31 protein-coding genes are annotated in these 24,431 nt (G+C 60.0%); 18 read left to right on the forward strand and 13 right to left on the reverse strand.

Features of this window, described 5'->3' with window-relative positions:
• The first annotated feature begins 44 nt into the window (after positions 1–44).
• Complete coding sequence (locus tag FOY56_RS02155) at positions 45–1,163, forward strand: flavin-containing monooxygenase (protein WP_146344144.1); 1,119 nt, start codon at positions 45–47, stop codon at positions 1,161–1,163.
• A 25-nt stretch (positions 1,164–1,188) separates the two neighbouring features.
• Here FOY56_RS02155 and argF read toward each other — a convergent pair whose 3' ends face one another.
• Together argF and FOY56_RS02165 are read right to left on the reverse strand one after the other, a co-directional pair.
• The gene (gene argF, locus FOY56_RS02160; RefSeq protein WP_146344145.1) at positions 1,189–2,115 is read right to left on the reverse strand and encodes an ornithine carbamoyltransferase; all 927 of its coding nucleotides are present in this window, start codon (positions 2,113–2,115) and stop codon (positions 1,189–1,191) included.
• A gap of 73 nt (positions 2,116–2,188) precedes the next feature.
• Positions 2,189–3,364, reverse strand: a complete 1,176-nt coding sequence (locus FOY56_RS02165; protein ID WP_146344146.1) for an aspartate aminotransferase family protein — start codon at positions 3,362–3,364, stop codon at positions 2,189–2,191.
• A 272-nt stretch (positions 3,365–3,636) separates the two neighbouring features.
• Between FOY56_RS02165 and FOY56_RS02170 the strand changes: the two genes are divergently transcribed.
• The 5 genes from FOY56_RS02170 (at position 3,637) to FOY56_RS02190 (ending at position 7,299) form a co-directional block, all read left to right on the forward strand.
• Positions 3,637–4,530, forward strand: coding sequence for a DMT family transporter (locus tag FOY56_RS02170; RefSeq protein WP_146344147.1), 894 nt, complete (start codon positions 3,637–3,639; stop codon positions 4,528–4,530).
• A 104-nt stretch (positions 4,531–4,634) separates the two neighbouring features.
• Positions 4,635–5,225 (forward strand): GcrA family cell cycle regulator, encoded by a 591-nt coding sequence (locus FOY56_RS02175; protein WP_146344148.1) that lies wholly within the window; start codon positions 4,635–4,637, stop codon positions 5,223–5,225.
• A 487-nt stretch (positions 5,226–5,712) separates the two neighbouring features.
• On the forward strand, positions 5,713–6,240 hold the full coding sequence (locus FOY56_RS02180; RefSeq protein WP_146344149.1) for a phage tail protein: 528 nt from the start codon (positions 5,713–5,715) through the stop codon (positions 6,238–6,240).
• A 25-nt stretch (positions 6,241–6,265) separates the two neighbouring features.
• Positions 6,266–6,715 carry a DUF6916 family protein gene (locus tag FOY56_RS02185; protein WP_146344150.1) on the forward strand — a complete coding sequence of 150 codons (450 nt, stop codon included), beginning with the start codon at positions 6,266–6,268 and terminating at the stop codon, positions 6,713–6,715.
• Between the two features lie 74 nt (positions 6,716–6,789).
• Positions 6,790–7,299: a GNAT family N-acetyltransferase gene (locus FOY56_RS02190; protein WP_146344151.1), complete on the forward strand. Its 510-nt coding sequence runs from the start codon at positions 6,790–6,792 to the stop codon at positions 7,297–7,299.
• A 12-nt stretch (positions 7,300–7,311) separates the two neighbouring features.
• Here the strand turns inward: FOY56_RS02190 and FOY56_RS02195 are convergent, their stop codons facing one another.
• Positions 7,312–7,647 (reverse strand): DUF6916 family protein, encoded by a 336-nt coding sequence (locus FOY56_RS02195; protein WP_146344152.1) that lies wholly within the window; start codon positions 7,645–7,647, stop codon positions 7,312–7,314.
• A gap of 42 nt (positions 7,648–7,689) precedes the next feature.
• Between FOY56_RS02195 and FOY56_RS02200 the strand changes: the two genes are divergently transcribed.
• Positions 7,690–7,908 (forward strand): hypothetical protein, encoded by a 219-nt coding sequence (locus tag FOY56_RS02200; RefSeq protein ID WP_146344153.1) that lies wholly within the window; start codon positions 7,690–7,692, stop codon positions 7,906–7,908.
• A 48-nt stretch (positions 7,909–7,956) separates the two neighbouring features.
• Positions 7,957–8,850, forward strand: a complete 894-nt coding sequence (locus FOY56_RS02205) for a Hint domain-containing protein (protein WP_146344154.1) — start codon at positions 7,957–7,959, stop codon at positions 8,848–8,850.
• A gap of 57 nt (positions 8,851–8,907) precedes the next feature.
• Here FOY56_RS02205 and FOY56_RS02210 read toward each other — a convergent pair whose 3' ends face one another.
• Together FOY56_RS02210 and FOY56_RS02215 are read right to left on the reverse strand one after the other, a co-directional pair.
• Positions 8,908–9,309: a DUF302 domain-containing protein gene (locus FOY56_RS02210; protein WP_146344155.1), complete on the reverse strand. Its 402-nt coding sequence runs from the start codon at positions 9,307–9,309 to the stop codon at positions 8,908–8,910.
• Between the two features lie 69 nt (positions 9,310–9,378).
• Positions 9,379–9,897 carry a YHS domain-containing (seleno)protein gene (locus FOY56_RS02215; RefSeq protein WP_146344156.1) on the reverse strand — a complete coding sequence of 173 codons (519 nt, stop codon included), beginning with the start codon at positions 9,895–9,897 and terminating at the stop codon, positions 9,379–9,381.
• A 269-nt stretch (positions 9,898–10,166) separates the two neighbouring features.
• Here FOY56_RS02215 and yghU point away from each other — a divergent pair, with 269 nt between their 5' ends.
• Complete coding sequence (gene yghU / locus FOY56_RS02220) at positions 10,167–11,048, forward strand: glutathione-dependent disulfide-bond oxidoreductase (protein ID WP_146344157.1); 882 nt, start codon at positions 10,167–10,169, stop codon at positions 11,046–11,048.
• 66 nt (positions 11,049–11,114) lie between these two features.
• Here the strand turns inward: yghU and FOY56_RS02225 are convergent, their stop codons facing one another.
• Both FOY56_RS02225 and FOY56_RS02230 read right to left on the reverse strand, forming a co-directional pair.
• Complete coding sequence (locus tag FOY56_RS02225; RefSeq protein ID WP_146344158.1) at positions 11,115–11,906, reverse strand: SseB family protein; 792 nt, start codon at positions 11,904–11,906, stop codon at positions 11,115–11,117.
• The gene (locus FOY56_RS02230; RefSeq protein ID WP_146344159.1) at positions 11,903–12,526 is read right to left on the reverse strand and encodes a uracil-DNA glycosylase family protein; all 624 of its coding nucleotides are present in this window, start codon (positions 12,524–12,526) and stop codon (positions 11,903–11,905) included. Before FOY56_RS02230 ends, FOY56_RS02225 begins: the two co-directional genes overlap by 4 nt.
• A 296-nt stretch (positions 12,527–12,822) precedes the next feature.
• On the opposite strand from FOY56_RS02230, the gene FOY56_RS02235 reads away from it, so the two are divergent.
• The 5 genes from FOY56_RS02235 to rimO all read left to right on the forward strand — a co-directional run bounded on the left by FOY56_RS02235 (position 12,823) and on the right by rimO (position 19,172).
• A complete protein-coding gene (locus FOY56_RS02235) occupies positions 12,823–13,482 on the forward strand; it encodes an ABC transporter ATP-binding protein (RefSeq protein WP_146344160.1) in 660 nt (219 codons plus the stop codon).
• On the forward strand, positions 13,460–15,253 hold the full coding sequence (locus FOY56_RS02240) for a KpsE/RkpR family capsule polysaccharide export protein (protein ID WP_146344161.1): 1,794 nt from the start codon (positions 13,460–13,462) through the stop codon (positions 15,251–15,253). Before FOY56_RS02235 ends, FOY56_RS02240 begins: the two co-directional genes overlap by 23 nt.
• 7 nt (positions 15,254–15,260) lie before the next feature.
• Entirely contained in the window at positions 15,261–16,094 is an 834-nt protein-coding gene (gene kdsA / locus FOY56_RS02245; protein WP_146344162.1) for a 3-deoxy-8-phosphooctulonate synthase, read from the forward strand.
• Between the two features lie 23 nt (positions 16,095–16,117).
• Positions 16,118–17,614, forward strand: coding sequence for a phosphomannomutase/phosphoglucomutase (locus FOY56_RS02250; RefSeq protein ID WP_146344163.1), 1,497 nt, complete (start codon positions 16,118–16,120; stop codon positions 17,612–17,614).
• 166 nt (positions 17,615–17,780) lie between these two features.
• Positions 17,781–19,172 carry a 30S ribosomal protein S12 methylthiotransferase RimO gene (rimO, locus tag FOY56_RS02255; RefSeq protein WP_146344164.1) on the forward strand — a complete coding sequence of 464 codons (1,392 nt, stop codon included), beginning with the start codon at positions 17,781–17,783 and terminating at the stop codon, positions 19,170–19,172.
• Positions 19,173–19,248: 76 nt separating this feature from the next.
• Here rimO and FOY56_RS02260 read toward each other — a convergent pair whose 3' ends face one another.
• The 5 genes from FOY56_RS02260 to FOY56_RS02280 all read right to left on the reverse strand — a co-directional run bounded on the left by FOY56_RS02260 (position 19,249) and on the right by FOY56_RS02280 (position 21,235).
• Entirely contained in the window at positions 19,249–19,524 is a 276-nt protein-coding gene (locus tag FOY56_RS02260) for a DUF6455 family protein (protein ID WP_146344165.1), read from the reverse strand.
• 1 nt (position 19,525) lies between these two features.
• Positions 19,526–19,810, reverse strand: a complete 285-nt coding sequence (locus FOY56_RS02265) for a DUF6455 family protein (protein WP_146344166.1) — start codon at positions 19,808–19,810, stop codon at positions 19,526–19,528.
• Position 19,811: 1 nt separating this feature from the next.
• On the reverse strand, positions 19,812–20,084 hold the full coding sequence (locus FOY56_RS02270; protein WP_146344167.1) for a DUF6455 family protein: 273 nt from the start codon (positions 20,082–20,084) through the stop codon (positions 19,812–19,814).
• 69 nt (positions 20,085–20,153) lie between these two features.
• Complete coding sequence (locus tag FOY56_RS02275; protein ID WP_246139390.1) at positions 20,154–20,531, reverse strand: YigZ family protein; 378 nt, start codon at positions 20,529–20,531, stop codon at positions 20,154–20,156.
• Positions 20,528–21,235, reverse strand: coding sequence for a M48 family metallopeptidase (locus FOY56_RS02280; protein ID WP_146344168.1), 708 nt, complete (start codon positions 21,233–21,235; stop codon positions 20,528–20,530). The genes FOY56_RS02275 and FOY56_RS02280 overlap by 4 nt, the downstream gene beginning before the upstream one ends.
• Positions 21,236–21,362: 127 nt before the next feature.
• Here FOY56_RS02280 and FOY56_RS02285 point away from each other — a divergent pair, with 127 nt between their 5' ends.
• The gene (locus FOY56_RS02285) at positions 21,363–21,608 is read left to right on the forward strand and encodes a DUF8831 family protein (protein ID WP_146344169.1); all 246 of its coding nucleotides are present in this window, start codon (positions 21,363–21,365) and stop codon (positions 21,606–21,608) included.
• Here FOY56_RS02285 and FOY56_RS02290 read toward each other — a convergent pair.
• Positions 21,605–21,880 (reverse strand): DUF167 domain-containing protein, encoded by a 276-nt coding sequence (locus tag FOY56_RS02290; protein ID WP_146344170.1) that lies wholly within the window; start codon positions 21,878–21,880, stop codon positions 21,605–21,607. The two genes, FOY56_RS02285 and FOY56_RS02290, sit on opposite strands and share 4 nt — an antisense overlap.
• A 94-nt stretch (positions 21,881–21,974) precedes the next feature.
• On the opposite strand from FOY56_RS02290, the gene FOY56_RS02295 reads away from it, so the two are divergent.
• From FOY56_RS02295 to FOY56_RS02305, 3 genes are all read left to right on the forward strand, one after another.
• Complete coding sequence (locus FOY56_RS02295; RefSeq protein WP_146344171.1) at positions 21,975–23,093, forward strand: histone deacetylase-like amidohydrolase; 1,119 nt, start codon at positions 21,975–21,977, stop codon at positions 23,091–23,093.
• 73 nt (positions 23,094–23,166) lie between these two features.
• Complete coding sequence (locus tag FOY56_RS02300; RefSeq protein WP_146344172.1) at positions 23,167–23,745, forward strand: nitroreductase family protein; 579 nt, start codon at positions 23,167–23,169, stop codon at positions 23,743–23,745.
• Complete coding sequence (locus tag FOY56_RS02305; protein WP_146344173.1) at positions 23,742–24,431, forward strand: EI24 domain-containing protein; 690 nt, start codon at positions 23,742–23,744, stop codon at positions 24,429–24,431. The genes FOY56_RS02300 and FOY56_RS02305 overlap by 4 nt, the downstream gene beginning before the upstream one ends.

Raw genomic sequence — 24,431 nt, forward strand, 5'->3', positions numbered from 1 at the left:
CTTGCTGCCACGTTTGGAGCGGAAGATTTGGGGGGAAGACATCTATGCGCGCGATTGTGATTGGGGCCGGGCCAGCAGGTCTGGCGGCGGCGGCGTGTCTAGTGCGTCAGGGGGTTGAGACCCGGATCCTGGAGCGGTCGGATGCCGTGGGATCGTCGTGGCGCAATCACTATGGACGGCTGCACCTGCATACGGCGCGCGGGCGGTCCGGGTTGCCACATCACCCGATGCCGGACCGGTACGGGCAGTATCCGTCGCGGACAGACATGATTGAATACCTTGAGGATTATGCGGCGCATTTCGGACTTGAGCCGCAGTTTGGCGTCAGCGTTGCGGCTGTGCGCCCGGCCGAGGCCGGGTGGGTTGTGCACCACAGTGGTGGAGAGGACCGGGCGGATGCCGTGGTCTTTGCCACCGGTCTGAACGGCACGCCGTTTCGCGCCGAGTTGCCCGGGATTGACGGATTTTCAGGTCGGGTTCTGCATTCGAGCGATTATGATGCACCGGATGACCTGACGCCGGGGCGGGTTCTGGTCGTGGGGTTTGGCAATTCCGGGGGCGAAATCGCGTTGGATCTGGCCGAAGCCGGGGCTGAGGTCACGCTGTCTGTACGCGGGCCCGTCAACATCCTGCCAAAAGAGATCTTTGGCCTGCCGATCACGTCAATGGGACTGTTGCGCAAGATATTCTCGTATCGCGTTGCCGATGCGATCACGGCGCCGGTACTGCGGGCCAAAATCGGGCGTCCCGAGGATTACGGGCTGCAAAGCGCCGGGAAAGGCCCCGCCGCCCAAGTGATCGAAGACGGGCGGATTCCGCTGATCGATATTGGGACGCTGGGGGCCATTCGGGATGGGAAGATCACGGTGCGGCCCGGCGTTGATCGGATTGATGGCGACACGGTGCATTTTGTCGATGGGGAAACAGGTGCATTTGATGCGATTCTGCTGGCCACCGGGTACCGGGTGGATCTGCGGGCGATGCTGCCCGACACGCCGCAGGTGCTGAGTGCGGCGGGCAAGCCGCTGGTATCAGGCGGCGAGAGCGGCGCGCCGGGGCTGTTCTTTTGTTCCTACAAGGCGTCTGCCGAAGGGCAGTTGCGCCAAAGCGGCATGGAAGCGGAAGAGATTGCCCGGCTGGTTGGGACACAGGGCGGGGTTTGACCGCCCTGCCCCGTTAGTGTGCAGATCAGACGCCGAGGCACCAGCGCATGATCGCCTTTTGCGCGTGCAGCCGGTTTTCGGCCTCGTCAAAGATCACCGAATGCGGGCCGTCCATGACCGCGCTTGTCGCCTCTTCTTCGCGGTGCGCGGGCAGGCAATGCATGAACAGCGCGTCCGGTTTGGCGTGGGACATCAGCTCTTCATTCACCTGATAGCCGCGCAGCATATTGTGGCGGCGTTCTTTCGAGGATTGGCTGTCATGCATCGAGACCCAGGTGTCAGCGACAATCAGATCCGCGCCCTCAACAGCCTTGAACGGATCGCGTTCGATGGCGATGGTTGAGCCCTTGTTGCGGGCAAAGCCGATATATTCGTCTTCCGGATCCAGCTGGGCCGGGCCGGTGAAGGTCAGATCAAAGCCGAACTGGCCCGCGGCATGCAGGAAGGACGAGCAGACATTGTTACCGTCGCCGGTCCAGACGACTTTTTTGCCGGTGATCAGGCCACGGTGTTCTTCGAAGGTCTGAATATCGGCCATGATCTGGCAGGGGTGCGTGCGGTCGGTCAGGCCATTGATCACCGGAACGTCGGCGTATTCGGCCATTTCATACAGCACGGCTTCGTCAAAGGTCCGGATCATGATCATGTCGACAAAGCGGCTGAGCACGCGGGCGGTGTCGGCGATGGTTTCGCCGTGGCCCAGTTGCATGTCCTTGCCGGACAGAACCATGGTTTCGCCGCCCATCTGGCGCACGCCGACGTCAAAGGACACGCGGGTTCGCGTCGAGGGTTTTTCGAAGATCAGCGCAACGATATGGCCAGCCAGCGGCTGGTCATCATCGCGCGTCCCCTTGGGGCGGCCTGCGCGGGCCTGTTTCATGTCGGCGGCGTGATCAATCATATGCCGCAGGTCGGTGGCGCTGGTGGTATGGATATCAAGAAAATGGTTCATGGTCGTCTTTTGATTTGGCCGAGGCCGGGGGCGCTGCCCCCGGACCCCCGGGATATTTCTGGCAAGAGGAAGATCAGGCGGAGGCGACCTGCGTCGCGGCTGCGTCAAGGCGGTCAAGCGCCATTGCGATCTCATCGTCGGAGATGGTGAGCGGCGGCAGCAGGCGGATGACATTGTCGGCGGCTGGAACCGTGACAACGAGATTGTCATAGCCCGCGTTGACGAGGTCGATATTGGTGGCCTTGCATTTCAGACCCAGCATCAGGCCGGTGCCGCGGACCTCTTCCAGGACATCCGGGTGGGCCGCAACGAGACCTTCCAGTTTTTGGCGTATCAGGGCGGATTTGCGGTTTACCTCGGCCAGGAAATCAGGGTCAGCCACGTGGTCGATCACGGCGCAGCCCACGGCGCAGCCCAGCGGGTTGCCGCCATAGGTCGAGCCATGGGTGCCGGCCGTCATGCCGCTGGCCGCGTCTTTGGTGGCAAGCACGGCGCCCAGCGGGAAGCCGCCACCGATGCCCTTGGCCACCATCATGATGTCCGGGGAGACGCCAGCCCATTCATGGGCGAACAGCTTGCCGGTCCGACCGACGCCGCACTGCACCTCGTCCAAAATCAGCAGGATGCCATGTTCATCACACAGGTCGCGCAGGCCCTTGAGGCACTGGTCGGGGAGCGGGCGGATCCCGCCTTCGCCCTGAATGGGTTCGATCAGGATGGCCCCGACCGTATCGGTGATCGCAGCGGTCAGCGCGTCGTGATCGCCCCATGGCAGATGCACGAAGCCGGGCAGCAGCGGGCCGAAGCCGGTGGTCATCTTTTCCGATCCGGCGGCGGCGATTCCCGCCGAGGACCGCCCGTGGAACGATCCCTCGAACGTGATGATGTCGGTCTTTTCCGGCTGGTCTTTGTCATACCAGTATTTGCGGGCCATCTTGACGGCAAGCTCGCAGGCTTCTGTCCCGGAGTTGGTGAAGAACACCGTGTCGGCAAAGGTCGCATCGACCAGCTTGTCGGCCAACGCCTGTTGCTGCGGGATGTGATACAGGTTGGACACGTGCCAGAGGTTCTGCGCCTGATCTGTCAGGGCTTGCACCAGAGCGGGATGGGCATGGCCCAGCGCGTTGACCGCGATGCCAGCGCCAAGATCCAGAAAGCGTCGGCCATCCGCTTCGATCAGCCAGGAGCCTTCGCCTTTGACAGGGGTCAGGGGCGCGCGGTTATAGGTCGGCAGAACGGATGCGATCATCGGATCATCCTTTTCAGGTACATGAGCCTCAGTGAGTGCCTCACTCGGGGCGGTTTCGTCAACGATTTGAGGTGGGACTGCGCCGATTTGTGGCGCAAAGATCAAACGGGGCCGTTACGCGGTGAAGCGTCGGCGTCGCAAATTGCGGATATGTGAGCGATTGATCATGCAGCGCGCATAGCGCAGCGGGACCGGTTTGGGAAGACCCTTATCCGGGTCTCGGGCTGATTTGAGGCTTGCGGGGGGCGCACAAAACGCCCAAGGGCTGAGGCATGTTTGAACCGAAAGTGCAAAATCCAGCCCTGGCGGCGGCGATGATCTTTGTCGCCACGGCGTTTATCGCCGGATCGACGCTGTTTGCCAAAACGCTGGGGACGGACACCTTCGGCCCGCCCCTGCATCCGTTGCAGGTATCGCATGGGCGGTTCGTGTTTGCGTTTCTGGGGTTTGCCAGTGTGGCGCTGGTGGTCCGGCCCGCTTTTGGCAAGATCCACTGGCGGCTGCATCTGGGGCGGACCACGGCGGGGTGGCTGGGCGTGACGCTGATGTTTGCATCGGTCACGTTCATTCCGATGGCAGATGCCACGGCGCTGAGTTTCATGAACCCGGTGTTTGCGATGATGCTGGCGATTCCCTTGCTGGGCGAGACTGTCGGGCGGGTGCGTTGGTCTGCGGCGATGATTGCGATGGTCGGGGCGCTGATCCTGCTGAGGCCCACTCCGGCCAGTTTTCAACCTGCGGCGTTGCTGGCGCTGGGGGCGGCGCTGGTGATGGGGCTGGAACTGATTTTCATCAAGAAGCTGTCCGGGCGAGAGCCTTTGTTTCAGGTGCTGCTGATCAACAACCTGATTGGAGTCTGCATTGCTTCGCTGGCCGTGTTGCCCGTATGGCAAGCGCCGACACTGGCGCAATGGGGCGCGCTGGCGGCGGTGGGCGCGTTGATGGCCTGCGCGCAGGTGTGTTTCGTCAATGGCATGGCGCGGGCGGATGCGAGTTTTGTTGCGCCATTCAGTTATGCGACCCTCGTGTTCGCGGCGCTGTATGATTTTCTGGTGTTCGGGGCGCGCCCGTCCTGGGTGTCGGTGCTGGGGGCTGCGATCATTTTGGCCGGGGCGCTGATGCTGGCCTTGCGCGAGGCGCGGTTGCGTTCATCGTCGTTGCGGTGAGTCGTGCCTTGTAACCCCGGGCAGAGTGATTAGAATAGAGCGCTGATACGGATAACGAGAGCGGCCGCATGGGGGGCCGCTTTTCAGCTTTGAAGGGGATCTTCATGTCCTGGACCGACGATCGCGTCGAACTGCTCAAAAAAATGTGGGGCGAAGGCCAGTCGGCCAGCCAGATCGCTAAGGAACTGGGCGGGGTGACCCGCAATGCGGTGATTGGCAAGGTGCACCGTCTGGGCCTGTCGAACCGCAGCACCGGCGCGACACCGGCAAAGGCCGAGCCCAAGGAAAAGCCGGCACCCGCCGCGCCCAAAGCCGAGGTCAAGCCCAAGCCCAAGCCGCAGCCCAAAACCGAACCGGCGCGCCCTGTGCCCGAGCCGAGCGCCGCCAGTGACGCCAAGCCGGCCATGCCGGCGCGCAAGCAGATCATCCCGGCCGGTCAGCCATTGCCGCCGCAGCCGTCTGCGAACGAGATCAGCCCCGAGGCATTGGCCAAGGTCAATGAGATCGAAAAGAAAGCCAAGAAGCTGACGCTGATGGAACTGACCGAACGGACTTGTAAATGGCCCGTGGGTGATCCGGCGACAGAAGATTTCTGGTTCTGCGGTCTGCCTGTGCAGGCTGGCAAACCCTATTGCGAGGCCCATGTCGGCGTCGCATTCCAGCCGATGAGCTCGCGTCGCGACCGTCGCCGGTAAAACCTTGCGCGCCGCGACTTGCGGCGCGTTTTTCCACTGGACCTGATGAGAATTTGACCATCCGTGGCAGGCGCTTTCCTGTGGCTGAAGAGCCTTGCTGCATTATGAAGCGCGGCAGCACGACGCCGCCTGTTCTGGCCGTGGTCCCCTCACAATCCCCGTATCATTGCAGTATTGCTTTTGCCCGACGCGATGCGTGGCCTGCAAAATAGTTAACAAAAGGTTAACGGAAACATTTATTCATTAACCAATTGAGCAATACCTTGTAATTAATTAGAAAATCACGCCGCTAAATCTGTTCAGTTACGTCCACGTCAAAAACGCATTTCCCAGAGGTGGAAAAAACTTGACGCAAAGACAACTGGAGGGCGAAGATGCCCTAGCCTTTCATCTAAAAGCACTGCGGACGGTATTGATCCGGCGGGCCGGGAGGCGATTTCAAGTTGGCGCACAAGCGCCCTGAGCAACAGGTTAGGAGACTGTTTCGATGGCGGAACCATATTTGGGTCAAATTTATCTGGTTGGTTACAATTTCGCGCAAAGGGGTTTTGCATTTTGCGATGGGCAACTGCTGCCGATATCGTCGAATTCGGCACTGTTTTCGCTGTTTGGGACGATGTATGGCGGTGACGGGCGCACCACATTCGGTTTGCCCGATCTGCGCGGTCGCACCCCAATTGGCCGCGGCGCTGGGCCCGGGCTGACTCCGCGCTCGATGGGCGAGCGTGGCGGTGCCGAGTATCATACCATGGTGACGCCCGAGATGCCGGCACATAATCACGCACCAGCGCTGCACGCCGAGCTGAATCCTGGGACCGAGTCCAATCCCACAGGAAACATGCTTGGATTGACGCAGATCTATGCGGCGGTCGATACCAATGCAGATGTGCAACTGTCGAGCAACGCCATCAGAAGCAACAATGTGGGCGGCAATATCTCTTTCAACCTCATGCAGCCTTTCCTTGTGCTGAACTATGAGGTTGCGCTTGTCGGGATTTTCCCATCGCGCAGCTGATCGTGTGGCCGCAAAGGAGACTATCATGACATCTGAGATCAAGATGAACAGACGGACTTATCTGACGGGTCAGGCGGTTGCGGTGGCTGCGGCGACAGTGGCTGCTCCGGCTGTGGCGTGCACCAAGGGACAGTCCGCAAAGTCGGCAGGCCGGGTCTATTGGAACAACGCGACGGCCGCTGATCTGGAACGATTTGTCGGCGACAGGTTCAAGGTTGCGTCAGAGGATGGCAGCGCAGCCGTGCTGCGCCTTGTCGCGGTCGAGCCGGTGCCCTTCGGGTCGGATGCGCCTGCGTCCCTGCCCCGCAGCGAAGGTGTGATTGCCGTATTTGACAGCCCGGACAAGGCCCCCATCGTGGCAGGCGGGCATCAGACCCGTCGGGTCAGGCACCCGGTGCTGGGGTCGGCGGACCTGTTTCTGGGACCAGTGCGCAAGCGGAATGGCGACGACGTGCTGGAAATTACCCTGACCTGAACGGGTAACCTTTTGAAAACAAGGCCTGCCTCGATCTTCGGGGCGGGCCTTACCTGTGTACACCCGAAAGGATAATGACGGATATGATGCCCAAACGCGGACAGATCGGATTTCGGATCATTCAGGACACGGACAAGGATTTTCTGTTCGATCTGTTTGCTTCGACCCGGGAATGGGAGTTCGAACACACGACCTGGACAGACGGGGACAAGGCGCATTTTCTGGAAGGCCAGTTCAAGTTACAGGACCTGCATTATGAACGGGCGTTCCCCACTGCGTTCCGGCGGATCATCCAGATGGATGGTGTCGACATCGGGCGGCTGTACCTGGACCGGCAGGACGACTGTTTGCGGATCATCGAATTCACCGTGACGCCCGAATGGCGTGGGCGGGGGATTGGCACGGATATTCTGCGCAGCCTGATGAACGAGGCGCATGGCGGCAAGGTGCCGGTGCGCCTGCACGTGGAAAAGACCAGTCCGGCGATCAACCTGTACCTGCGGCACGGGTTTCAGGCCACCGGCGAAGAGGCGCATCATTTTGCGATGGAATGGCAACCTGCGACGGGACCGCGCGAGATCTGAACGGTGATGGCGTCAGTTAAAGACGCTTTCATAGAGCATGCAATCGTGGTCGCGCCGAAAGGGAGACACATACAGCGTCATGGGGCCGGTCTGATCGTTTTCGATCACGTAGGTGCCGGGCCCTAGCTGAGGATCGCGCGGGCCTTCCCATGTCAGCGCAAAGGCCTTGCGCGGGGGATAGAACACACCGTCGATTTCAAGCGTGTTGTCGCGCACAGTGGAGCCGTGGAAGATCTTTACATTGTCCAGTCGGAAAGTGATGTCGCCTGCTTCGGACTGAACGTTAAAGTCCTGCGATACATATGGCGCAAAGGTTTCGTGCGTCGCCTTGATCATGTCAATTGCCATTGGACGTCTCTTACCTCACGCATTGGTTGTGTGAGATACGACATGGCCGCAGCAATCGGGTCAAGTCCTTTACATCTGAAAACTGAAATATCTGCGGGCTTTCGTTTGGGAACAAGCACTTGGGTTCAAATCGAAACCACCCGCCGCGATGAGTTTTTTGCAACCACGGGGAATAAAGTCTGGACTGGTTTCCGCAAACGCCTTAGCGTTAGCTCAAAATTACCAATCTTGGTACACGCAATTGGAAAATTCACGGTGTGACACGGATCGATGTCCGGGTCATTTGCCGTTTAAACAGGAGGTTTTATCATGCCAGCATATGTGGCACCATTCAGTTCCTATTATAACGGCGGGGGCATCGGAAGCTCGAATATCGGCGGGAACTGGGACAGCGGGACCATCACCGACAGCGGAGATGACAACTGGACCGTGGGTGAGGCTTTGACCGACACCAGTGGCTCGGGCATCTTTTTTAGCAACGGGGCAACCTATCAGGGCACGATCGAGGTCAATGGCACCGATTATCCGGTTGTTGAGGTGACCCTGACCGGCGCTTGGGTTGTGCTGTTCGACGATGCAACTGACCACGCCGCCGCGCCGGCAACCATGCCTGCCCCAGACACTTCGGCCTTTACCGCCTGCTTCATGGACGGCACGGGTATTGCCACAGCGGATGGAGAGGTCGCCGTTGAAGATCTGAAAATCGGCGACATGATCCTGGACCAGAATGGCGCAGAAATCGCTGTGAAATGGATCGGGACAAAGAACGTTCTGGCCTCGTTCCAGCCTGCGGAACGCCTGATGCCGGTGCGGTTTGCCGCCGGATCGCTGGGCGAAGGTGTGCCGTATCGCGACCTGACGGTCACGGCAGATCACGCGATGCTGGTGGACGGAGTCTTGTGTCAGGCCAGCGCGCTGGTCAACGGATCGTCGATCTATCGCGTTCCGCTGGACGAGATGGGACAGCGGTTCAAGGTCTACCATGTCGAAACCGAGGCACATGAGATCATCCTGGCCAATGGTGCGCCTGCCGAGACGTTCATCGACAATGTATCACGCCGGATGTTCGCCAACTTTGCCGAATACGAAGCCTTGTATGGTGAAGAGGCCGAAATGGAAGAACTGCCCCTGCCCCGCGCGATGAGCGCCCGGCAACTGCCCAGCGCGATCCGCGCCCGGTTGGGACTTTCCAAAGCGGCCTGATACGGTGCTTGCGTAACAATGCAATCAGCGCCCGGCCGATGTGCCGGGCGCTTTTTTTTAGGCCTGTGCCTTTAGGGCGGACACGACCCGCTCCAGTCTGGCCCCTGCGTCTTGCGCCAGATCTGCCAGTTCCGGCGCATCGGACAATCCGGCCCCGCCAAGCATGTCTTTTGCATCAGGGATGCGGACAAGAATGCCATCCCCTTCTTGCGAAACGGTCACGTTGCAAGGCAGCAGCAGCCCGATTTCGGGTACGGCGGAGACAGCCGTATGGGCGAGTTGCGGATTGCATGCGCCAAGGATCACATAGCGCGGGAATTCAACGTCCAGCTTGGCCTTGAACGTCAGATCCATATCAACCCGGGTGATCACACCGAACCCTTCTGCCGCCAGAGCCTCGGTCACGGTGATCAGCGCGTCATCAAAATCGCCGCTGAGAGAGATTGTGTCATGTTTCATGAAATTGCCCTTCCCGATCGCATGCGTCTTACAGCATCCTCACGGAAAGGGCTGATCCCGTCAACGTGCTCAGTTGCCGGTTGGGGCCGACGACGTGAAGTTGGGGATCGGGTTGGATGAGGCCGGTTTTGGATCGATGGCTGGCCAGTTGCCTTCGGCCAGATTGATGTTTCCGGGAATGTCTTCTTCCCAAAAACCAACGACGTTCTTGGTGATGTTCAGGTACAGTTTGTCATCGACGATGCGCCACAGGTTCGGGTTGCCTGGCACCTTGCCGCCCTTGCTGACGCCATAGGCGCAGTGACCATCGTATTGCGGGGCATAGTATTCGGGTTTTTCAACAAACGCGTCGCGGTTGGCTGCGCTCGAAAAGGCAAAGGTTGCGCCGTTATAGTCGGCCGTGAAGTCGGCGTTTCCCGGGACAGCGGCGGGTTGGGCCGTTCCAACAGCGCTTTGGTCAAGGCTGCGATAGGCAACCACGTCATAGCCCGAAACGGCATAGCTGGTGCCGTCTACAAATTGTTCTCCGGCAAAGGCTGGCAGGCCGAGGGTTGCTGCCGTGACCAGCGCAAGTGCAAAGCGTTTCATCGAAATTCTCCATTCGGGGCTTGAGGTCCGGCATCGTGCCGGGTCTGGGCAGAGAATATGCGAAAGTGGCGGGCTGCGAAGGGGGCCTCGCGGCTCTGTGAGGTGGGCGGAGAACACGTGATGATTTGGGGGGTAAATGTTTCAGCAGCAAGGGGCCTGTGGATCAGCGCACATAAGAGCGGTTGGAATCTTCGCAGGCTCTGGTTAACTCGGTCTGGTATACAATCCTGCGGGCCTGATTTGGCCACGCTCTATCGGAAAGCGCGAACATGACGAAACCCGACACGTACACTCCCCCGAACGTCTGGACCTGGGACAGCGAAAGCGGCGGGCGGTTTGCCAGCATCAACCGCCCCATTGCCGGAGCAACCCACGACAAAGAGCTTTCCGTAGGCAAGCATCCGTTCCAGTTGTATTCGCTGGCGACGCCAAATGGCGTGAAGGTCACCGTGATGCTGGAAGAGCTTCTGGAAAAGGGCATCAAGGACGCGGAATACGATGCCTGGCTGATCAACATCGGTGAAGGCGAACAGTTCGGCAGCGATTTTGTCGACATCAACCCGAACTCAAAGATCCCGGCGCTGATGGACCGGTCGGGCGACACGCCTGTTCGGGTGTTTGAATCCGGAGCGATCCTGCTGCATCTGGCCGAAAAGTTCGGTGAATTCCTGCCGTCCGACCCCGCGCTGCGCCCTGAGATGATGAGCTGGCTGTTCTGGCAGATGGGCAGCGCGCCGTATCTGGGCGGTGGGTTTGGTCATTTCTATGCGTACGCGCCGGAAAAGTGGGAATACCCGATCAACCGCTTTGCGATGGAGACCAAACGCCAGCTGGATGTTCTGGACCGGCAGCTTGCGGACAACCAGTTCATGACCGGTGCGGATTACACCATTGCCGATATGGCGATCTGGGCATGGTATGGCCAGTTGGTGCTGGGTCGCTTGTACAGTGCCGCCGAGTTCCTGGACGTGGAAAGCTATGAGAACGTGCAACGCTGGGCCAAAGAGATTGACGCCCGGCCTGCGGTCAGCCGCGGCCGTATGGTAAACCGCGCCTTTGGCGAATTGCACACGCAGCTGCGCGAACGTCACGATGCGTCGGATTTCGACACCCGGACACAGGACAAGCTGGAGCCTGAAGCCGAATCTTAGATTTCGGGTTCTATTAGGCTGTGAACGTCCGCCCGGTTTGGGCGGGCGTTTTTTTGTGGTCGGACTTTAGCGCAGGATGGGTGGTTTATCCGGGTTACTGCCGGGGGCCGTGTGCAGATCGATCTGAGGTGCGCTGGGTTGGGGCAGGTCGAACCGCAGGCCAGCCACGGCTAGTTTCGCGGCGACCGGGTCGGACGCCGAGAAGAACGCCACATCCATGGCCCCGGCTTCGATGCCTGAGAACGTCAATGCCTCGGACGCGGCTTTGGCCAGCGCGGCTTGGGCGCCATCGATGGCATCGACAAAAGCCAGCATGTGGCCCCTGCCCCCATCGTCATAGGTCACCCCCACCAGATAGGCCGAGGCCGCCAGACCGGTGGCAGTTGCAAGTTTCTGATCCAGCGCGGTGATCAGCACCTCGGGCAGCCCGGCAGGAGGCAGGACCTCGTCCACGCGGGCTTCGACCTCGTCCGGGGCGTTGCCAAGCGTGTCATGCAGCCATGCGATGGCCTCGGCGGGGATCAGGATCGAAGACGGCGCGACCTCAAGGTTCACGCCCAGCCCGACGCCTTGCCCGGCCAGCATTTGCGCCAGAACGCGACCCGAAAGCGCGGCATAGGGGGAAGGCTGACCCGTGAAAGCGGTCAGCCGGTCTTCGCGGTCAAACACCAGCACGAAGCGGCCATCTGCAACTTCGAACATCTCGGGCGAGATGTTTTCGTCGCGCGCCTCTTCGGTCAACAGCAGGAACAGTTCAGAGTCCGCGAGCCGTTCAAAGAATTTCAGCCGGGCGGCGTCGTCTTCGGTGGCAGTCTCCATCGCCGCGTGGGCGTGGTCGAGCGGGGTTTGGTCACTCATGTCAGTATCTCCTGCACCCTGTTGCGCAGCACCGGTAGCAGATCGGCGGCAAACCACGGGTTTTTCTTGAGCCAAGCGGTATTGCGCCACGACGGATGAGGCAAGGGGAAGACCTGCGGCGCATGATCCCGCCAGTTGGCCACGGTTTGGGTGACGGGGGCTTTGGTGCCCATGTGCCAGCGGTGGGCGTGGCTGCCGACCAGAACCGTCAGTTGCACATCGCCAAGTGCTGCCATCACCTGTTGGTGCCAGGTCTCGGCGCAGATTGGTGGTGGCGGCAGATCGGCCTTGCGGGCATCGTAACCGGGAAAGCAGAACGCCATCGGGATCACGGCGACTTTGTCACGATCATAAAACGTGGTTTCATCCATCCCCAGCCAGTCGCGCAGCCGATCGCCGGACGGGTCGGTGAACGGACGGCCCGAGGCATGCACCCGCGCCCCGGGCGCTTGCCCTGCGATCAGGATGCGCGCACCTGGGCGAAACCACACCACCGGACGCGGCTGGTGGCCTGTTGCAGTGGCGGCAAAGCGGTCAGCGCAGATCCGGCAGGCGCGGATCTGCGCGGTCAGGGCATCAGCCGTACTGCCCGTCGCGGGAGATGGGTTTTTGTGCGTCATGTCGGGAGACGGCTGTATCTGAATGCGGGCTTCGCCTCAATCGCCCTGACGGGATCGTTTCCGGATCAGGAACAGCCAAACCTGACTTTTTCCCCTCGCGCGGGCATCAAAGCCATGTCATGCAAGGGTTACCTGACCGGAAAGCGATGGAGTTTTGTTTCGCGCCACGACATAATATGGCCTAAATCCACTGTTAGACCGATGTAACACCTCTGTTAAGGAGGGGCAGGCAGAATATATGTCAGACCAGAGAATCGTGGTGATCAAGGTGCGGCGCGCTCGTACCGGAGTAAAAGATGCTTGAGTTCAGTAATGTCAGCAAGTCCTTCTGGACCGGAACGCAGCGAAAGGTGATCCTGGATCGCGTGTCGTTTCGTGTCGATCTGGGCCGGTCGCTGGGCATTCTGGCCCCGAACGGAACCGGCAAGACAACTTTGATCAACATGATGGCCGGGCTGGAAAAACCCGATGAGGGCGATATTCGCCGCGACTGCAAAATCTCGTTTCCGCTGGGGTTCATGGGCGGCGTGGTCACCCGGGTCTCGGCCATGGAAAACTGCCGCTATATTGCCAAGATCTATGGCATGGACCCCGATTACGTCGAATCCTTCTGCCGCTGGCTGTGTAATCTGGGTGAGTATTTCGATCAGCCACTGGGCACCTATTCATCAGGGATGCGGGCGCGGTTTTCGTTTGCGCTGATGCTGGCGCTGGACTTTGATATGTACCTGATCGATGAAGGTATGCCCGGCACCACCGATGTTGAATTCAACCGCAAGGCCGGGTCGATCCTTCAGGAACGTCTGGCCACGACCACCATCGTCATTGTGTCACATCAGGCGGCGACGTTGAAAAAATATGCCCGGTCAGCCGCTGTGCTGCACAATGGGCAACTGACTATGTTTGACACCTTGGAAGAAGCGAAGCAGCTGTATGACTACGAAACCCAAGGCTAAGAAATTCCGCATCCGCCGCAGCCCTGCAACGGGCGATCCGGCGATGGCGCAATCTGGTGCGGCCCCCGCATCGGCGGCAGCAGGATCCGCGCAGCCGCGCGTTGTGTCATCTGCCGCGCCGCAGCCTGAAGGCGCGCCAGTGCGCCCTTCTGCGCCGCCCCCGCCTGCCCAATCCCCCCAGGCTGCCGCTCAGGCCCAGCCTTCCGCTGCGCCCCGGCCAACCCAATCCGCACAGCCCGCCCAGCCTGCACAACCCGCGCCCGAACCTGCAGCGCCGCCGCAGCCCCTTGGCGTTGATGCGCAGATCGATGCGATCCGGCGCGAGGGTTTGACCGGACGCCAGTTGCGTATGGCCCGCCGGTTGGCGCAAAAGTACAAACTGCCCGCCACTTCGGATTTTGATGCCGTGCGCCTGTTGCGCGACCAGGGGGTCGATCCGTTCCAGAAATCCAACATGTTGGAGCTGGTGGTGCCGTCAGGCGGGGCCGAGCCCTATGAAGGCGCCCCGGATGCGTTTGCAAGCCTGCCCGCGACCGCATCTGGTTCTGGCAAGGTACAGCTGCCTCAGACGATACCCACGGGCCAGCAGACCCTGCCCTCGACTGACGTCAGCCCGACCCAGCGACGCGAACGCGAAATCGGTGACATCCAGCGCGATATCATGCGCCGCCGTCGCCGCAAGCTGGCCCTGCTGGCAACGCGACTGGCGTTTTTCGTGCTGATCCCGACAATTATTGTCGGCTGGTATTTCTATACCGTTGCCACGCCGATGTATTCGACCAAGTCCGAATTCCTGATCCTGAAGGCCGACAATGCCGGTGGTCAGGGTCTGGGCGGTCTGCTGAGCGGCACACAGTTTGCGACCAGTCAGGATTCGATCGCTGTGCAATCCTATCTGGCCTCGAAAGACGCCATGCTGCGTCTGGACGCAGATGAAGGGTTCAAGGCGCATTTCACACAAGACTGGATCGACCCGATTCAACGGCTTGGACCGGATCCGTCGAATGAAGAGGCATACAAGACCTATTCGAAAAACGTGAAGCTGGGGTACGACCCGACCGAAGGGGTGATCCGCATGGAAGTGATCGCCGCCGACCCGCAAGTCAGCGCCGATTTTTCCAACAGCCTGATCTCTTACGCCGAAGACAGGGTGAACCACCTGAGCGAACAGAAACGCACCGACCAGATGAAAGACGCGCTGGAAGGGTTTGACATGGCTCAGGGTGAACGCCGCAATGCCCAGACCGCTTTGGTCGAGCTGCAGCAACAGGGTGCGATTCTGGACCCCGAAGGCGTGATCACCACCCTGCGGTCGCAGATCAACAACATCGAAATACAATTGCAGGAAAAGCAGTTGGAACTGGCCGCCCTGATGGACAACCAGCGCCCGAACAAGGCCAAGGTTGCAGGCGCCGAGGGGGACATTGAGCGGTTCGAAGCCCTGCTGACAAAGCTGAACGAGAAAATGATCGATGCGTCAAAGGGCGAAAATTCGCTCGCACAGCTGACCGTGCGGATCCAGATGGCGCAGGCCGATCTGGCAACGCGTGACATGATGCTGCAATCGGCGTTGCAACAGGTTGAACAGACCCGGATGGAAGCCAACCGGCAGGTTCGGTATCTGACGACGTCGGTCGAACCCGTGGCAAGCCAGGATCCCAGCTATCCGCGCAAGTTCGAGAATACCGTTTTGGCATTTCTGGTGTTTTCCGGTATCTACCTCATGATCTCGCTTACTGCGTCGATCCTGAGAGAACAGGTAACATCGTAAGGTCCCCATGAAACATGTCCAAGTCGCTGATCTGACGATCGGCAATGACCGCCCGCTCACCGTGATCGCCGGCCCCTGTCAGCTGGAAAGCGCAGACCACGCCCAGATGATCGCGGGCCACATGAAAGAGGTGTGCGAAAAGGCCGGTGCGCAATACGTGTTCAAGGCGTCTTATGACAAGGCCAACCGAACATCGCTGGCCGGTAAACGCGGCATGGGCATTGATGGTGGGCTGAACGTGTTGAGCGATCTGCGCAAGACGATGGACGTTCCAGTGCTGACCGACGTGCACACCGAAGCGCAATGTGCCATCGCCGCCGAGGCGGTCGATATTCTGCAGATCCCGGCGTTTTTGTGCCGCCAGACAGATATGTTACTGGCAGCTGGACGAACAGGCGCCGCGATCAATGTGAAAAAGGGCCAGTTTTTGGCCCCATGGGAGATGCCCAATATCGTTGCCAAGATCGAAAGCACCGGTAACGAGCGGATCCTGCTGACAGAACGCGGAACCTCGTTCGGGTACAACACGCTGGTTGTAGATATGCGGTCTTTGCCGCAAATGGCGCAAAGCGGGTATCCGGTGGTCATGGATGCAACCCACTCGGTGCAACAACCGGGTGGTCAAGGTGGGTCGTCGGGCGGTCAACGTGAATTTGCGCCGGTCATGGCGCGTGCGGCCGTGGCTGTTGGCGTTGGCGCGGTGTTCATGGAAACCCACGAGGACCCTGACAATGCCCCCTGCGACGGGCCAAATATGATCTACCTGGATCAGATGGCGGCGCTGATTGAGACATTGATGCAGTTTGATGCCCTGGCCAAGGCCAACCCGATTCAGATCTGACCCCAAAGACCACGAGATTTTACATGATGAAACCTGCTGCCACGGTGACCCCGAACACCTGGGAATTTTTGCGCGACCCGATGATCAAACCCACCGGGTTTCGAGAGTATGACGCGCGCTGGAAGTACCCCGACGAGATCAATCTGCCCGGTATGACCGCGCTGGGTCTGGGTCTGGGCACCCAGATGTACAAACGCGGGGTCGAGCCGGTGATCGCGGTCGGCAACGACTATCGCGACTATTCGGTGGCCATCAAGAACGCGCTGGTGATCGGGCTGATGCAGGCCGGCATTCGCGTCAAGGATATCGGCCCCTGCATCACACCGATGGCCTATTTCAGCTCTTTCCATCTGGGTGTGCCGGGGGTGGCGATGGTCACGGCCTCGCATAATCCGAATGGCTGGACCGGGGTCAAGATGGGGTTCGAGATGCCACTGACCCATGGCCCGGACGAAATGTCCGAACTGCGCGACATCGTGTTGAACGGTCAGGGCGTTGCGCGTGACGGCGGTGGGTATGAAACCGTCGATGGCGTTTTCGAGGCCTATCTGGATGATCTGGTTGGCGATTTCCGGATGAGTCGCAAGCTGAAGGTGGTCTGTGCCACCGGAAACGGGACAGCCAGTGCGTTTGGCCCCGCCCTGTTCGAGCGTCTTGGGGTGGAATGCGTGCCGTCGCATAACGAGTTGGACTATACCTTTCCGCATTACAACCCGAACCCCGAAGCCATGGAAATGCTGCACGACATGTCGGACTCGGTGAAAGCGTCGGGCGCGGACTTTGCATTGGGGTTTGACGGCGACGGCGACCGGTGCGGCGTGGTCGATGACGAAGGCGAAGAGATTTTTGCCGATAAGGTCGGCGTGATCATGGCGCGGGATCTATCGAAAATCTATCCGGGCGCGACCTTTGTGGCGGACGTGAAATCAACCGGGTTGTTCGCCTCGGACCCGGAACTGATCGCCAATGGTGTCAAGGCCGACTATTGGAAGACCGGCCACAGCCACATGAAACGTCGTGTACACGCGTTGGGTGCGCTGGCGGGGTTCGAGAAATCGGGTCACTATTTCATGGCCGGGCCTTTGGGCCGTGGGTATGACGACGGGATGCGTGTGGCGGTCGAGATCTGCAAGCTGATGGACCGCAACCCGGACATGAAAATGTCCGACCTGCGCAAGGCGCTGCCCAAAACCTGGTCGACGCCAAGCATGTCGCCTTATGCATCTGACACTGAGAAGTACGGCATACTGGAGCGGTTGGTTGAAAAACTGGTGGCGAAGTTCGAAGCCGGTGAGCCCTTGGCCGGGCGGGCGATCAAAGAAATCGTGACCGTGAACGGCGCGCGGGTGATCCTGGACAACGGGTCATGGGGCTTGGTGCGCGCATCATCAAACACGCCGAACCTGGTGGTGGTTTGCGAAAGCTCGGACAGTGAAGCCGAGATGCGGGCGATCTTTGATGAGATCAACACAGTGATCCGGACCGAGCCGGGCGTGGGCGACTACGATCAGACCATCTGAGGCGGATGTCGCGTCCGTCACGATCTGTCAGTTTGATATAGGATCGGATCGTTCGCACGATCCGATCAAGGCGGGGGGCTCTGCCCCCCGCACCCCCCGGGATATTTGACGCAAGAGGAAACAGGGGAGATTGCCCCCTATTCCTTTGCGGCGTATAGGCGAGGTCATGACCAGTAATCCGCCAGATCTTCGCCCCGACCTTGCCCCGAAACCGCGCTTGGGAGAAACCCCACGACACGGCCAGCCAACCATCGGCATGGTGTCGCTGGGCTGTCCCAAAGCATTGGTCGACAGTGAACGGATCCTGACCCGGTTGCGGGCAGAAGGGTATGGCATTTCTCCGGAGTATTCGGGGGCAGATGCGGTGATCGTCAACACTTGTGGATTTCTGGACAGTGCCAAGGCGGAATCGCTGGATGCGATCGGCGAGGCGTTGACCGAGAACGGTAAGGTCATCGTGACCGGGTGTCTGGGGGCTGAACCGGATTACATCCGCGAGCATCATCCACGTATTCTGGCCGTGACTGGCCCTCATCAGTATGAACAGGTTCTGGACGCGGTGCACAGTGCGGTCCCCCCGGACCCCGATCCGTTTGTCGATTTGTTGCCGACCAGCAGCGTGAGCCTGACCCCGAGGCATTTCAGTTATCTAAAGATTTCCGAGGGTTGCAACCACAAGTGCAAGTTCTGCATCATCCCCGATATGCGCGGGAAACTGGCCTCGCGTCCGGCCCATGCGGTGCTGCGCGAGGCGGAAAAGCTGGTTGATGCGGGGGTGAAGGAACTGTTGGTCATCTCGCAGGATACCAGCGCCTATGGGCTGGATCGCAAGTATGATCTGAACCCCTGGAAACAGGGAGAGGTGCGCAGCCATATCACCGATCTGAGCCGGGAACTGGGGCAGTTGGGGGCTTGGGTTCGGCTGCATTATGTCTATCCCTATCCGCATGTGCGTGAGTTGATCCCGTTGATGGCAGACGCGGACAACGGCGTTTTGCCATATCTGGACATCCCCTTTCAGCATGCTCATCCTGACACACTGCGTCGGATGGCACGGCCGGCAGCGGCGGCAAGAACGCTGGACGAAATCGCCGCATGGCGGGCCACCTGCCCGGACATCACGCTGCGGTCGACCTTTATCGTTGGCTATCCCGGCGAAACTGAAAGCGAATTTCAGACCTTGCTGGATTGGGTGGACGAGGCGCAACTGGATCGGGTCGGGTGCTTCAAGTACGAGAACGTCGCTGGTGCGCGGTCAAACGACCTGCCGGATCATGTGGCCGAGGACATCAAGCAGGACCGGTGGGACCGCTTTATGGAGAAAGCGCAGGCGATTTCTGAAGCCAAGCTGGCGGCGAAGGTTGGGCAAACCCTGCAGGTTCTGGTGGATGAGGTCGATGATGAGGCCGCAACGTGCCGCACCATGGCAGACGCGCCCGAGATCGACGGGAACCTGTTCATTGACGAAGGGTTTGAAGATCTGAAACCCGGCGATCTGGTGACTGTAAAAGTCGACGAAGCCGGAGAGTATGATCTTTGGGGGCACCTTTTGCGATAATTTTCGCGAAATCCCCCCAATTTACTCGCCTGAAGTTTACAATACTCAATATTTGCACCCGAACCGGGGTCGATGACTATGCCGGGCGGTATAGTCGTTGCAACCGATTGAGCGCGCTTGCATTCGGGCAGTGAACCGGCGCTGCGTCAGGCGTGTCGGTCTGGGCCGAAAGCCAGATTTCGCAAAAGCCCGAGCAGCCGGATGCCCGACAGTTACTGACCAGATCGGTGAATTCGCCATCGGTCAGTTGCCCTTCAGCCATCGCTTCAGTGAAGTTGATCCCCATGACACGGGCGACCGACCGGGTCAGCCAGAAATGCCGCTGGAATTCGCCCTGTTCCTGTCCGTCCATATCATCCCCCCTTGTTATCGCGTGCCGCTGCTTTGGCCTTAAGTAAATCGAACCGTTCCCGGTTCAGGCATGTGCCCGGCGCGTGGTCTGCGTGGTCGTGTGTTTCCAGCCAGCCGTCGCATCGTCCGGCCCATTGGCACCGCCGACAGGTCTGGACCATGTCCGCCCAGTCTTCTTGCGCAAGGTCCCCGGCCCGCGCTGCGCCGACGAGGTCTGTATCGGTTGCCTTGGCCATCCGGCCAACTTGCCGAAAATGGGTCATCAGTTTGCCGAGAACCTTCATCATCTCAGCCTCTTACGGAGGTTTTTTCACGCAAGGTCGCCATCAGATCTGCGTTCCGGCAATACCCGGGCGTTGCGTCGGCCAAGGTGTCGCGCCGGTTCATCCAAGCATTGCAATGGACCGGATCCGAGCAAGCGGCGCAGCGCAGAACGGCGTCTGGTACGTCCGACGGCGACATCTGTCCGCGAAACAGCAGGTCTTCAAGATCCACGCCGATGGCTGTGGCCATTCGGTCCACCAGATCAGCATGGTGTTTCAGTTTTTCCTGACTTTGCATCTTGGGCCCTCTGAGATTGCCAACTGGCGTCAGGGTACCTCAGGACAGCCCGGCGGCCTTTGATGCAGGTCAACCAACGCCCGGGCCGGTCTGATCCAGATAGGCGCGGACCGCGTCCTGAACCCGGCGAAATCGGTCGCCGCCCAGTTTCTTGCCGCCATACCAGCGGGTTACGATGATCACGTGATCGTCCATTCCAGCGCGTTCCAGCATCCGCAGGATGACCATACCCGCGCCGCTTTCACCGTCATCGGCCTTAAGAGCACCGGTTGGGAGACGCGCAGCCCAGGTGTTGTGCGTGGCTTTGGCATAGGCGCGGTCGGATTTGAGATCGGCCAGAACCGCGTCGATTTCAGCCCGACTGGTGACATGAGCCCCGCTGACTGCATACCGCGAGCCCCGGTCGGTCAGGATCACCCCCAACCGCGTGAGGGCGGGTGGGGTCACTGGCGCAGGCCCATTTGCGCCGCGGTGCGCTGAACGATTTCCAAACGCTCGGCGTTGGGGGGATGCGTGCCCAGAAAGCGATCTCCGGGGTCAGGGATACGGGCGAAATACTGTGATCCTGCAATGGGGTTATAGCCTGCAGTTGCCGTGATGATTGTGCCAAGCTGATCGGCTTCAAGCTCAAATTCCTTGGAATAACTGCGCGCGCCAACCGCCTCGCCCAACTGCTGCGCGGCCTGAACGTCTGCAGCACTGCCGCCGGTCATCGCCGCGAGTCCGGCAAAAATGATCGCACCGGCTGCGGCGTTTTCAGCCTGCCGGGCCAGATGACCCCGAATGTGGTGCGCGGCTTCATGGCCAAGGACAAAGGCCAGTTCATCCGGATTGCGGGTGCTTGAGATCATCGATTCGGTGAAGGTGATCACCGGCCGACCGGATTCGTCTTCGCTTTGATAGGCGTTGGGCGCGGCGCGACGGTCGCCATCAATCCGGATCAGGAAATCGCAATTCGCGCCGGGCAAACGGCTGCGACATTCACGCTCGGCCACAGGTTCGACCCTGGCGACGACGTTGGTAAAGCTGGTGCGATTCATCGAAACGGAGGAGTTGCTTTGCGAGGGCGCGCTGACAGGTGTCTGAGTGGTCGTTGTAGATACGTCGCACGCGGCAAGCGCCAAAGTCGCCACCAACAGGGTCCAGCGCATGTTGTCTTGCCTCGTTTTTCCCGGATCGCACCGCAATTTAGCATATGCGGCGCTGGTCGCCAGCCCTGAATGGCATTGCTGCGGAATGCCGCTTGCAAAGCGGTCATGCCGACGGCAGTCTGACCTCATGTTTAGCATCGAACATGAATTTGACTCGACCGTCATCACACTGGTTGACGAAGGCGAAGCCCCCCTGCAGGAGGACATTACGATCAATTCGTTCGCTGAATGCGTGACGATTGAACAGTTCGACCCGCGGACAGATCAGGTTCACAAGATCACACTGTCGCCCGAAATGCTCCGCGATCTGGCGGCGGCTTTGGATCTGCCCGAAGGCGTGTATCAGCTGCGAGAGACAGTTGCGGGCGACTAACCCCTGAAAATGAACGTTTTTTCGCGCGACGTCTGACCGCGTAGCAGGGTGAGCCGCGATGCGGCAATTCCCATCGCCGCCGCCAGCAGCTTTTGCACGGCGGCGTTGGCCTTGCCGTTTTCCGGCGGCGTGGTGACCATGATGCGCAAGGTATCACCGTCGCGGATCAGACTGTCGCGTGATGCTTTTGGGGTCACGCGCACCGCGATTTCAGTGCCGGGCACAGCAAGATCGCTCAGGTCAGGAAGGTCTCGGAGTTTGGGTTTCGCCATGCCGCCAGACTGCCGCTTAAGGGCTGCAGGTTGCCATAGACAATTTCAGTTCAGGCGCGGATAGTCGCCGCGCAGCGACGATGGGAGACGGATCATGGCAACGGGCTTTTTCTGGGATGAAAAATGTTTCTGGCACAGCGGCGGGAACTATGCGTTCACCTTGCCGGTTGGAGGCCTTGTTCAACCCTTGGCGGCGGGCGGATTGCCGGAAAGCCCGGAAACCAAGCGGCGGTTGCGAACCTTGATGGAGGTGACCGGGCTGACCCGTGATTTGGATATGCGCAGTGCAGATATGGCCACCCGCGAAGATCTGCTGCGCGTGCATCCCGAAACCTATCTGGATGAATTCAAGCGGCTGTCCGACACAGGCGGGGGTGAATTAGGGCGGCGCACGCCGTTTGGTGCCGGTGGGTATGAGATTGCGGCCTTGTCGGCCGGTCTGGCAAAAGAGGCCGTGCGCGCGGTTCACGCCGGTGAGCTTGAGAACGCCTACGCGTTGTCCCGCCCGCCGGGGCATCACTGCTTGCCCGATTTTCCCAATGGCTTCTGCCTGTTGGCCAATATTGCCATCGCAATCGAAGCGGCGAAGACCGATCAGGGCCTTGGGCGTGTTGCGGTGCTGGATTGGGATGTGCATCACGGCAACGGGACCGAAGCGATTTACTATGGTCGTGATGATGTTCTGAGCATTTCGATCCATCAGGAAGGCAATTACCCTCTGGATTCGGGATTTATCGAAGATCGCGGGCGTGGCGCGGGCCTTGGGTATAATATGAACATCCCGCTGCCAGCCGGAGCCGGCCATACGGCGTATCTGGCCGTGCTGGACGAGATCGTGCTGCCCGCGTTGGAGCGGTATCAACCCGATATGATCATCGTCGCCTGCGGGTTTGATGCGTCGGCCATTGATCCGCTGGCGCGGATGCTGGCCACGGCCCAGACGTTTCGTGACATGACCTTGCGGATCAAGGACGCGGCCAGCCGGTTGTGTGACGGCAAACTGGTTCTGGTGCACGAGGGCGGGTATTCTGAAGTCTATGTGCCATTCTGTGGACACGCGACGCTGGAAGCCCTTTCTGGTAGCACCATCACCGCGCCTGATCCGATGGCCGAACCGCTCAAGATCCGCCAGCCGGGACCCCGGTTCGATGCCTTCCTGCGCGAGGTGATCGCGGATCAGGCTGACATCTTTGACGCTTTGCCCGAGGGGTAAAAGCAAATTCGCCCTTGAAACTCAGGCCCCGGGTGCTGAGATAGGGGGCAGGAAATGTAAACAGGATTCACATATGCCCGCGCCGAACTCCGCCGCCCTTGAATTTCTGCTGTCCCGCCGGTCGCGTCCGGCAAAGACGCTGGTGGGCCCCGGCCCCACGCGTCAGGATCTTGAACCTTTGCTGACGGCCGCTGCGCGCTCGCCTGATCATGGCAAGCTGGAGCCCTGGCGGTTCATCGTGATCGAAGGCGCTGCGTTCAAACGTTTGGGCGATCTGGCAGAAACCTGTGGTGCTGCGATTGGCAAAAGCCCTGAAGATATCGCCAAGGGCCGTGACCAGTTCGACAAGGGCATTCTGGCAGTTGCGGTGATCGAGGTTCAGAAACCGTCCGAGAAAATTCCCGCAATTGAGCAAACCTATGCCGCCGGAGGCGTATGCCTTGCCCTGTTGAACGCGGCGCTGGCGGCGGGTTGGGGCGCGAACTGGCTGTCTGGCTGGATCTCGCATGACCGGGGGTTTTGTGCAGACGGGCTGGGATTGGCAGATCACGAGCGGATTGCTGGTTTCATTCACATCGCCACCGAAGGTACCGTTCCGCCCGAACGCCCGCGCCCTGATCTGGCGCAGATCACGTCGTGGATCGACACATGATCATAAGGTCCTTCCTGCTGACGCTGGGCCAGATGGGTGATCCCCGGTTCCGAAAGGTGCTGTTTTTGGGGATCGGACTGACGCTGGCCTTGTTGATTGCCTGCTATGCCGGATTTTTGTGGCTGATCAATACTATGGTGGGCGAAGAGGCAATTGTGCCGGTGCTGGGCGAAGTCACCTGGCTGGACGATCTGCTGAGCGTGTCGTCGTTCTTGTTCATGATGGTGCTGTCGGTTTTCCTGATGGTTCCAGTTGCGTCGGCGATCACGTCGATGTTTCTGGATGAGGTGGCCCAAGCGGTTGAGGACAAGCATTATCCGCAATTGCCCGCTGTCCCCAGCCTGCCGTTCTGGGACAGCCTGCGCGATACCATCAATTTCCTGGGCGTGCTGATTGGCGCGAATGTTCTGGCGTTGATCCTGTATGCGTTCTTTACGCCGCTTGCCCCGTTCATCTTCTGGGCGTTGAATGGGTTTCTGCTGGGGCGGGAGTATTTCACGCTGGCCGCGATGCGCCGGCTGGGGCGTGCGCGGGCCAAAGAACTGCGCTCACAACATGCTGGTACAATCTGGCTGGCGGGCACATTGATGGCGGTCCCGCTGTCGGTGCCACTGCTGAACTTGATGATCCCAATTCTGGGGGCCGCCACGTTCACGCATATCTATCACGCCGTCGAGGGGCGCTGA

The sequence above is a fragment of the Falsiphaeobacter marinintestinus genome, assembly GCF_007923355.1.
Classification (GTDB): domain Bacteria; phylum Pseudomonadota; class Alphaproteobacteria; order Rhodobacterales; family Rhodobacteraceae; genus Phaeobacter_A; species Phaeobacter_A marinintestinus.

Bases quoted from the DNA above. Each gene is read 5' to 3' on its own strand.
- FOY56_RS02280 (WP_146344168.1), bottom strand. From the start codon at position 21,235: ATGCGCTGGACCCTGTTGGTGGCGACTTTGGCGCTTGCCGCGTGCGAC.
- FOY56_RS02175 (WP_146344148.1), top strand. From the start codon at position 4,635: ATGTCCTGGACCGACGATCGCGTCGAACTGCTCAAAAAAATGTGGGGC.
- FOY56_RS02180 (WP_146344149.1), top strand. From the start codon at position 5,713: ATGGCGGAACCATATTTGGGTCAAATTTATCTGGTTGGTTACAATTTC.
- FOY56_RS02290 (WP_146344170.1), bottom strand. From the start codon at position 21,880: ATGGCGAAACCCAAACTCCGAGACCTTCCTGACCTGAGCGATCTTGCT.
- FOY56_RS02225 (WP_146344158.1), bottom strand. From the start codon at position 11,906: ATGAGTGACCAAACCCCGCTCGACCACGCCCACGCGGCGATGGAGACT.
- FOY56_RS02195 (WP_146344152.1), bottom strand. From the start codon at position 7,647: ATGGCAATTGACATGATCAAGGCGACGCACGAAACCTTTGCGCCATAT.
- FOY56_RS02260 (WP_146344165.1), bottom strand. From the start codon at position 19,524: ATGGACGGACAGGAACAGGGCGAATTCCAGCGGCATTTCTGGCTGACC.
- FOY56_RS02215 (WP_146344156.1), bottom strand. From the start codon at position 9,897: ATGAAACGCTTTGCACTTGCGCTGGTCACGGCAGCAACCCTCGGCCTG.
- FOY56_RS02185 (WP_146344150.1), top strand. From the start codon at position 6,266: ATGACATCTGAGATCAAGATGAACAGACGGACTTATCTGACGGGTCAG.
- FOY56_RS02285 (WP_146344169.1), top strand. From the start codon at position 21,363: ATGTTTAGCATCGAACATGAATTTGACTCGACCGTCATCACACTGGTT.
- FOY56_RS02170 (WP_146344147.1), top strand. From the start codon at position 3,637: ATGTTTGAACCGAAAGTGCAAAATCCAGCCCTGGCGGCGGCGATGATC.
- kdsA (WP_146344162.1), top strand. From the start codon at position 15,261: ATGAAACATGTCCAAGTCGCTGATCTGACGATCGGCAATGACCGCCCG.
- FOY56_RS02265 (WP_146344166.1), bottom strand. From the start codon at position 19,810: ATGATGAAGGTTCTCGGCAAACTGATGACCCATTTTCGGCAAGTTGGC.
- argF (WP_146344145.1), bottom strand. From the start codon at position 2,115: ATGAACCATTTTCTTGATATCCATACCACCAGCGCCACCGACCTGCGG.
- FOY56_RS02205 (WP_146344154.1), top strand. From the start codon at position 7,957: ATGCCAGCATATGTGGCACCATTCAGTTCCTATTATAACGGCGGGGGC.
- FOY56_RS02250 (WP_146344163.1), top strand. From the start codon at position 16,118: ATGATGAAACCTGCTGCCACGGTGACCCCGAACACCTGGGAATTTTTG.
- FOY56_RS02210 (WP_146344155.1), bottom strand. From the start codon at position 9,309: ATGAAACATGACACAATCTCTCTCAGCGGCGATTTTGATGACGCGCTG.
- FOY56_RS02305 (WP_146344173.1), top strand. From the start codon at position 23,742: ATGATCATAAGGTCCTTCCTGCTGACGCTGGGCCAGATGGGTGATCCC.
- FOY56_RS02230 (WP_146344159.1), bottom strand. From the start codon at position 12,526: ATGACGCACAAAAACCCATCTCCCGCGACGGGCAGTACGGCTGATGCC.
- FOY56_RS02165 (WP_146344146.1), bottom strand. From the start codon at position 3,364: ATGATCGCATCCGTTCTGCCGACCTATAACCGCGCGCCCCTGACCCCT.
- FOY56_RS02295 (WP_146344171.1), top strand. From the start codon at position 21,975: ATGGCAACGGGCTTTTTCTGGGATGAAAAATGTTTCTGGCACAGCGGC.
- FOY56_RS02200 (WP_146344153.1), top strand. From the start codon at position 7,690: ATGGCCGCAGCAATCGGGTCAAGTCCTTTACATCTGAAAACTGAAATA.
- FOY56_RS02155 (WP_146344144.1), top strand. From the start codon at position 45: ATGCGCGCGATTGTGATTGGGGCCGGGCCAGCAGGTCTGGCGGCGGCG.
- FOY56_RS02240 (WP_146344161.1), top strand. From the start codon at position 13,460: ATGACTACGAAACCCAAGGCTAAGAAATTCCGCATCCGCCGCAGCCCT.
- FOY56_RS02270 (WP_146344167.1), bottom strand. From the start codon at position 20,084: ATGCAAAGTCAGGAAAAACTGAAACACCATGCTGATCTGGTGGACCGA.
- FOY56_RS02235 (WP_146344160.1), top strand. From the start codon at position 12,823: ATGCTTGAGTTCAGTAATGTCAGCAAGTCCTTCTGGACCGGAACGCAG.
- yghU (WP_146344157.1), top strand. From the start codon at position 10,167: ATGACGAAACCCGACACGTACACTCCCCCGAACGTCTGGACCTGGGAC.
- FOY56_RS02300 (WP_146344172.1), top strand. From the start codon at position 23,167: ATGCCCGCGCCGAACTCCGCCGCCCTTGAATTTCTGCTGTCCCGCCGG.
- rimO (WP_146344164.1), top strand. From the start codon at position 17,781: ATGACCAGTAATCCGCCAGATCTTCGCCCCGACCTTGCCCCGAAACCG.
- FOY56_RS02190 (WP_146344151.1), top strand. From the start codon at position 6,790: ATGACGGATATGATGCCCAAACGCGGACAGATCGGATTTCGGATCATT.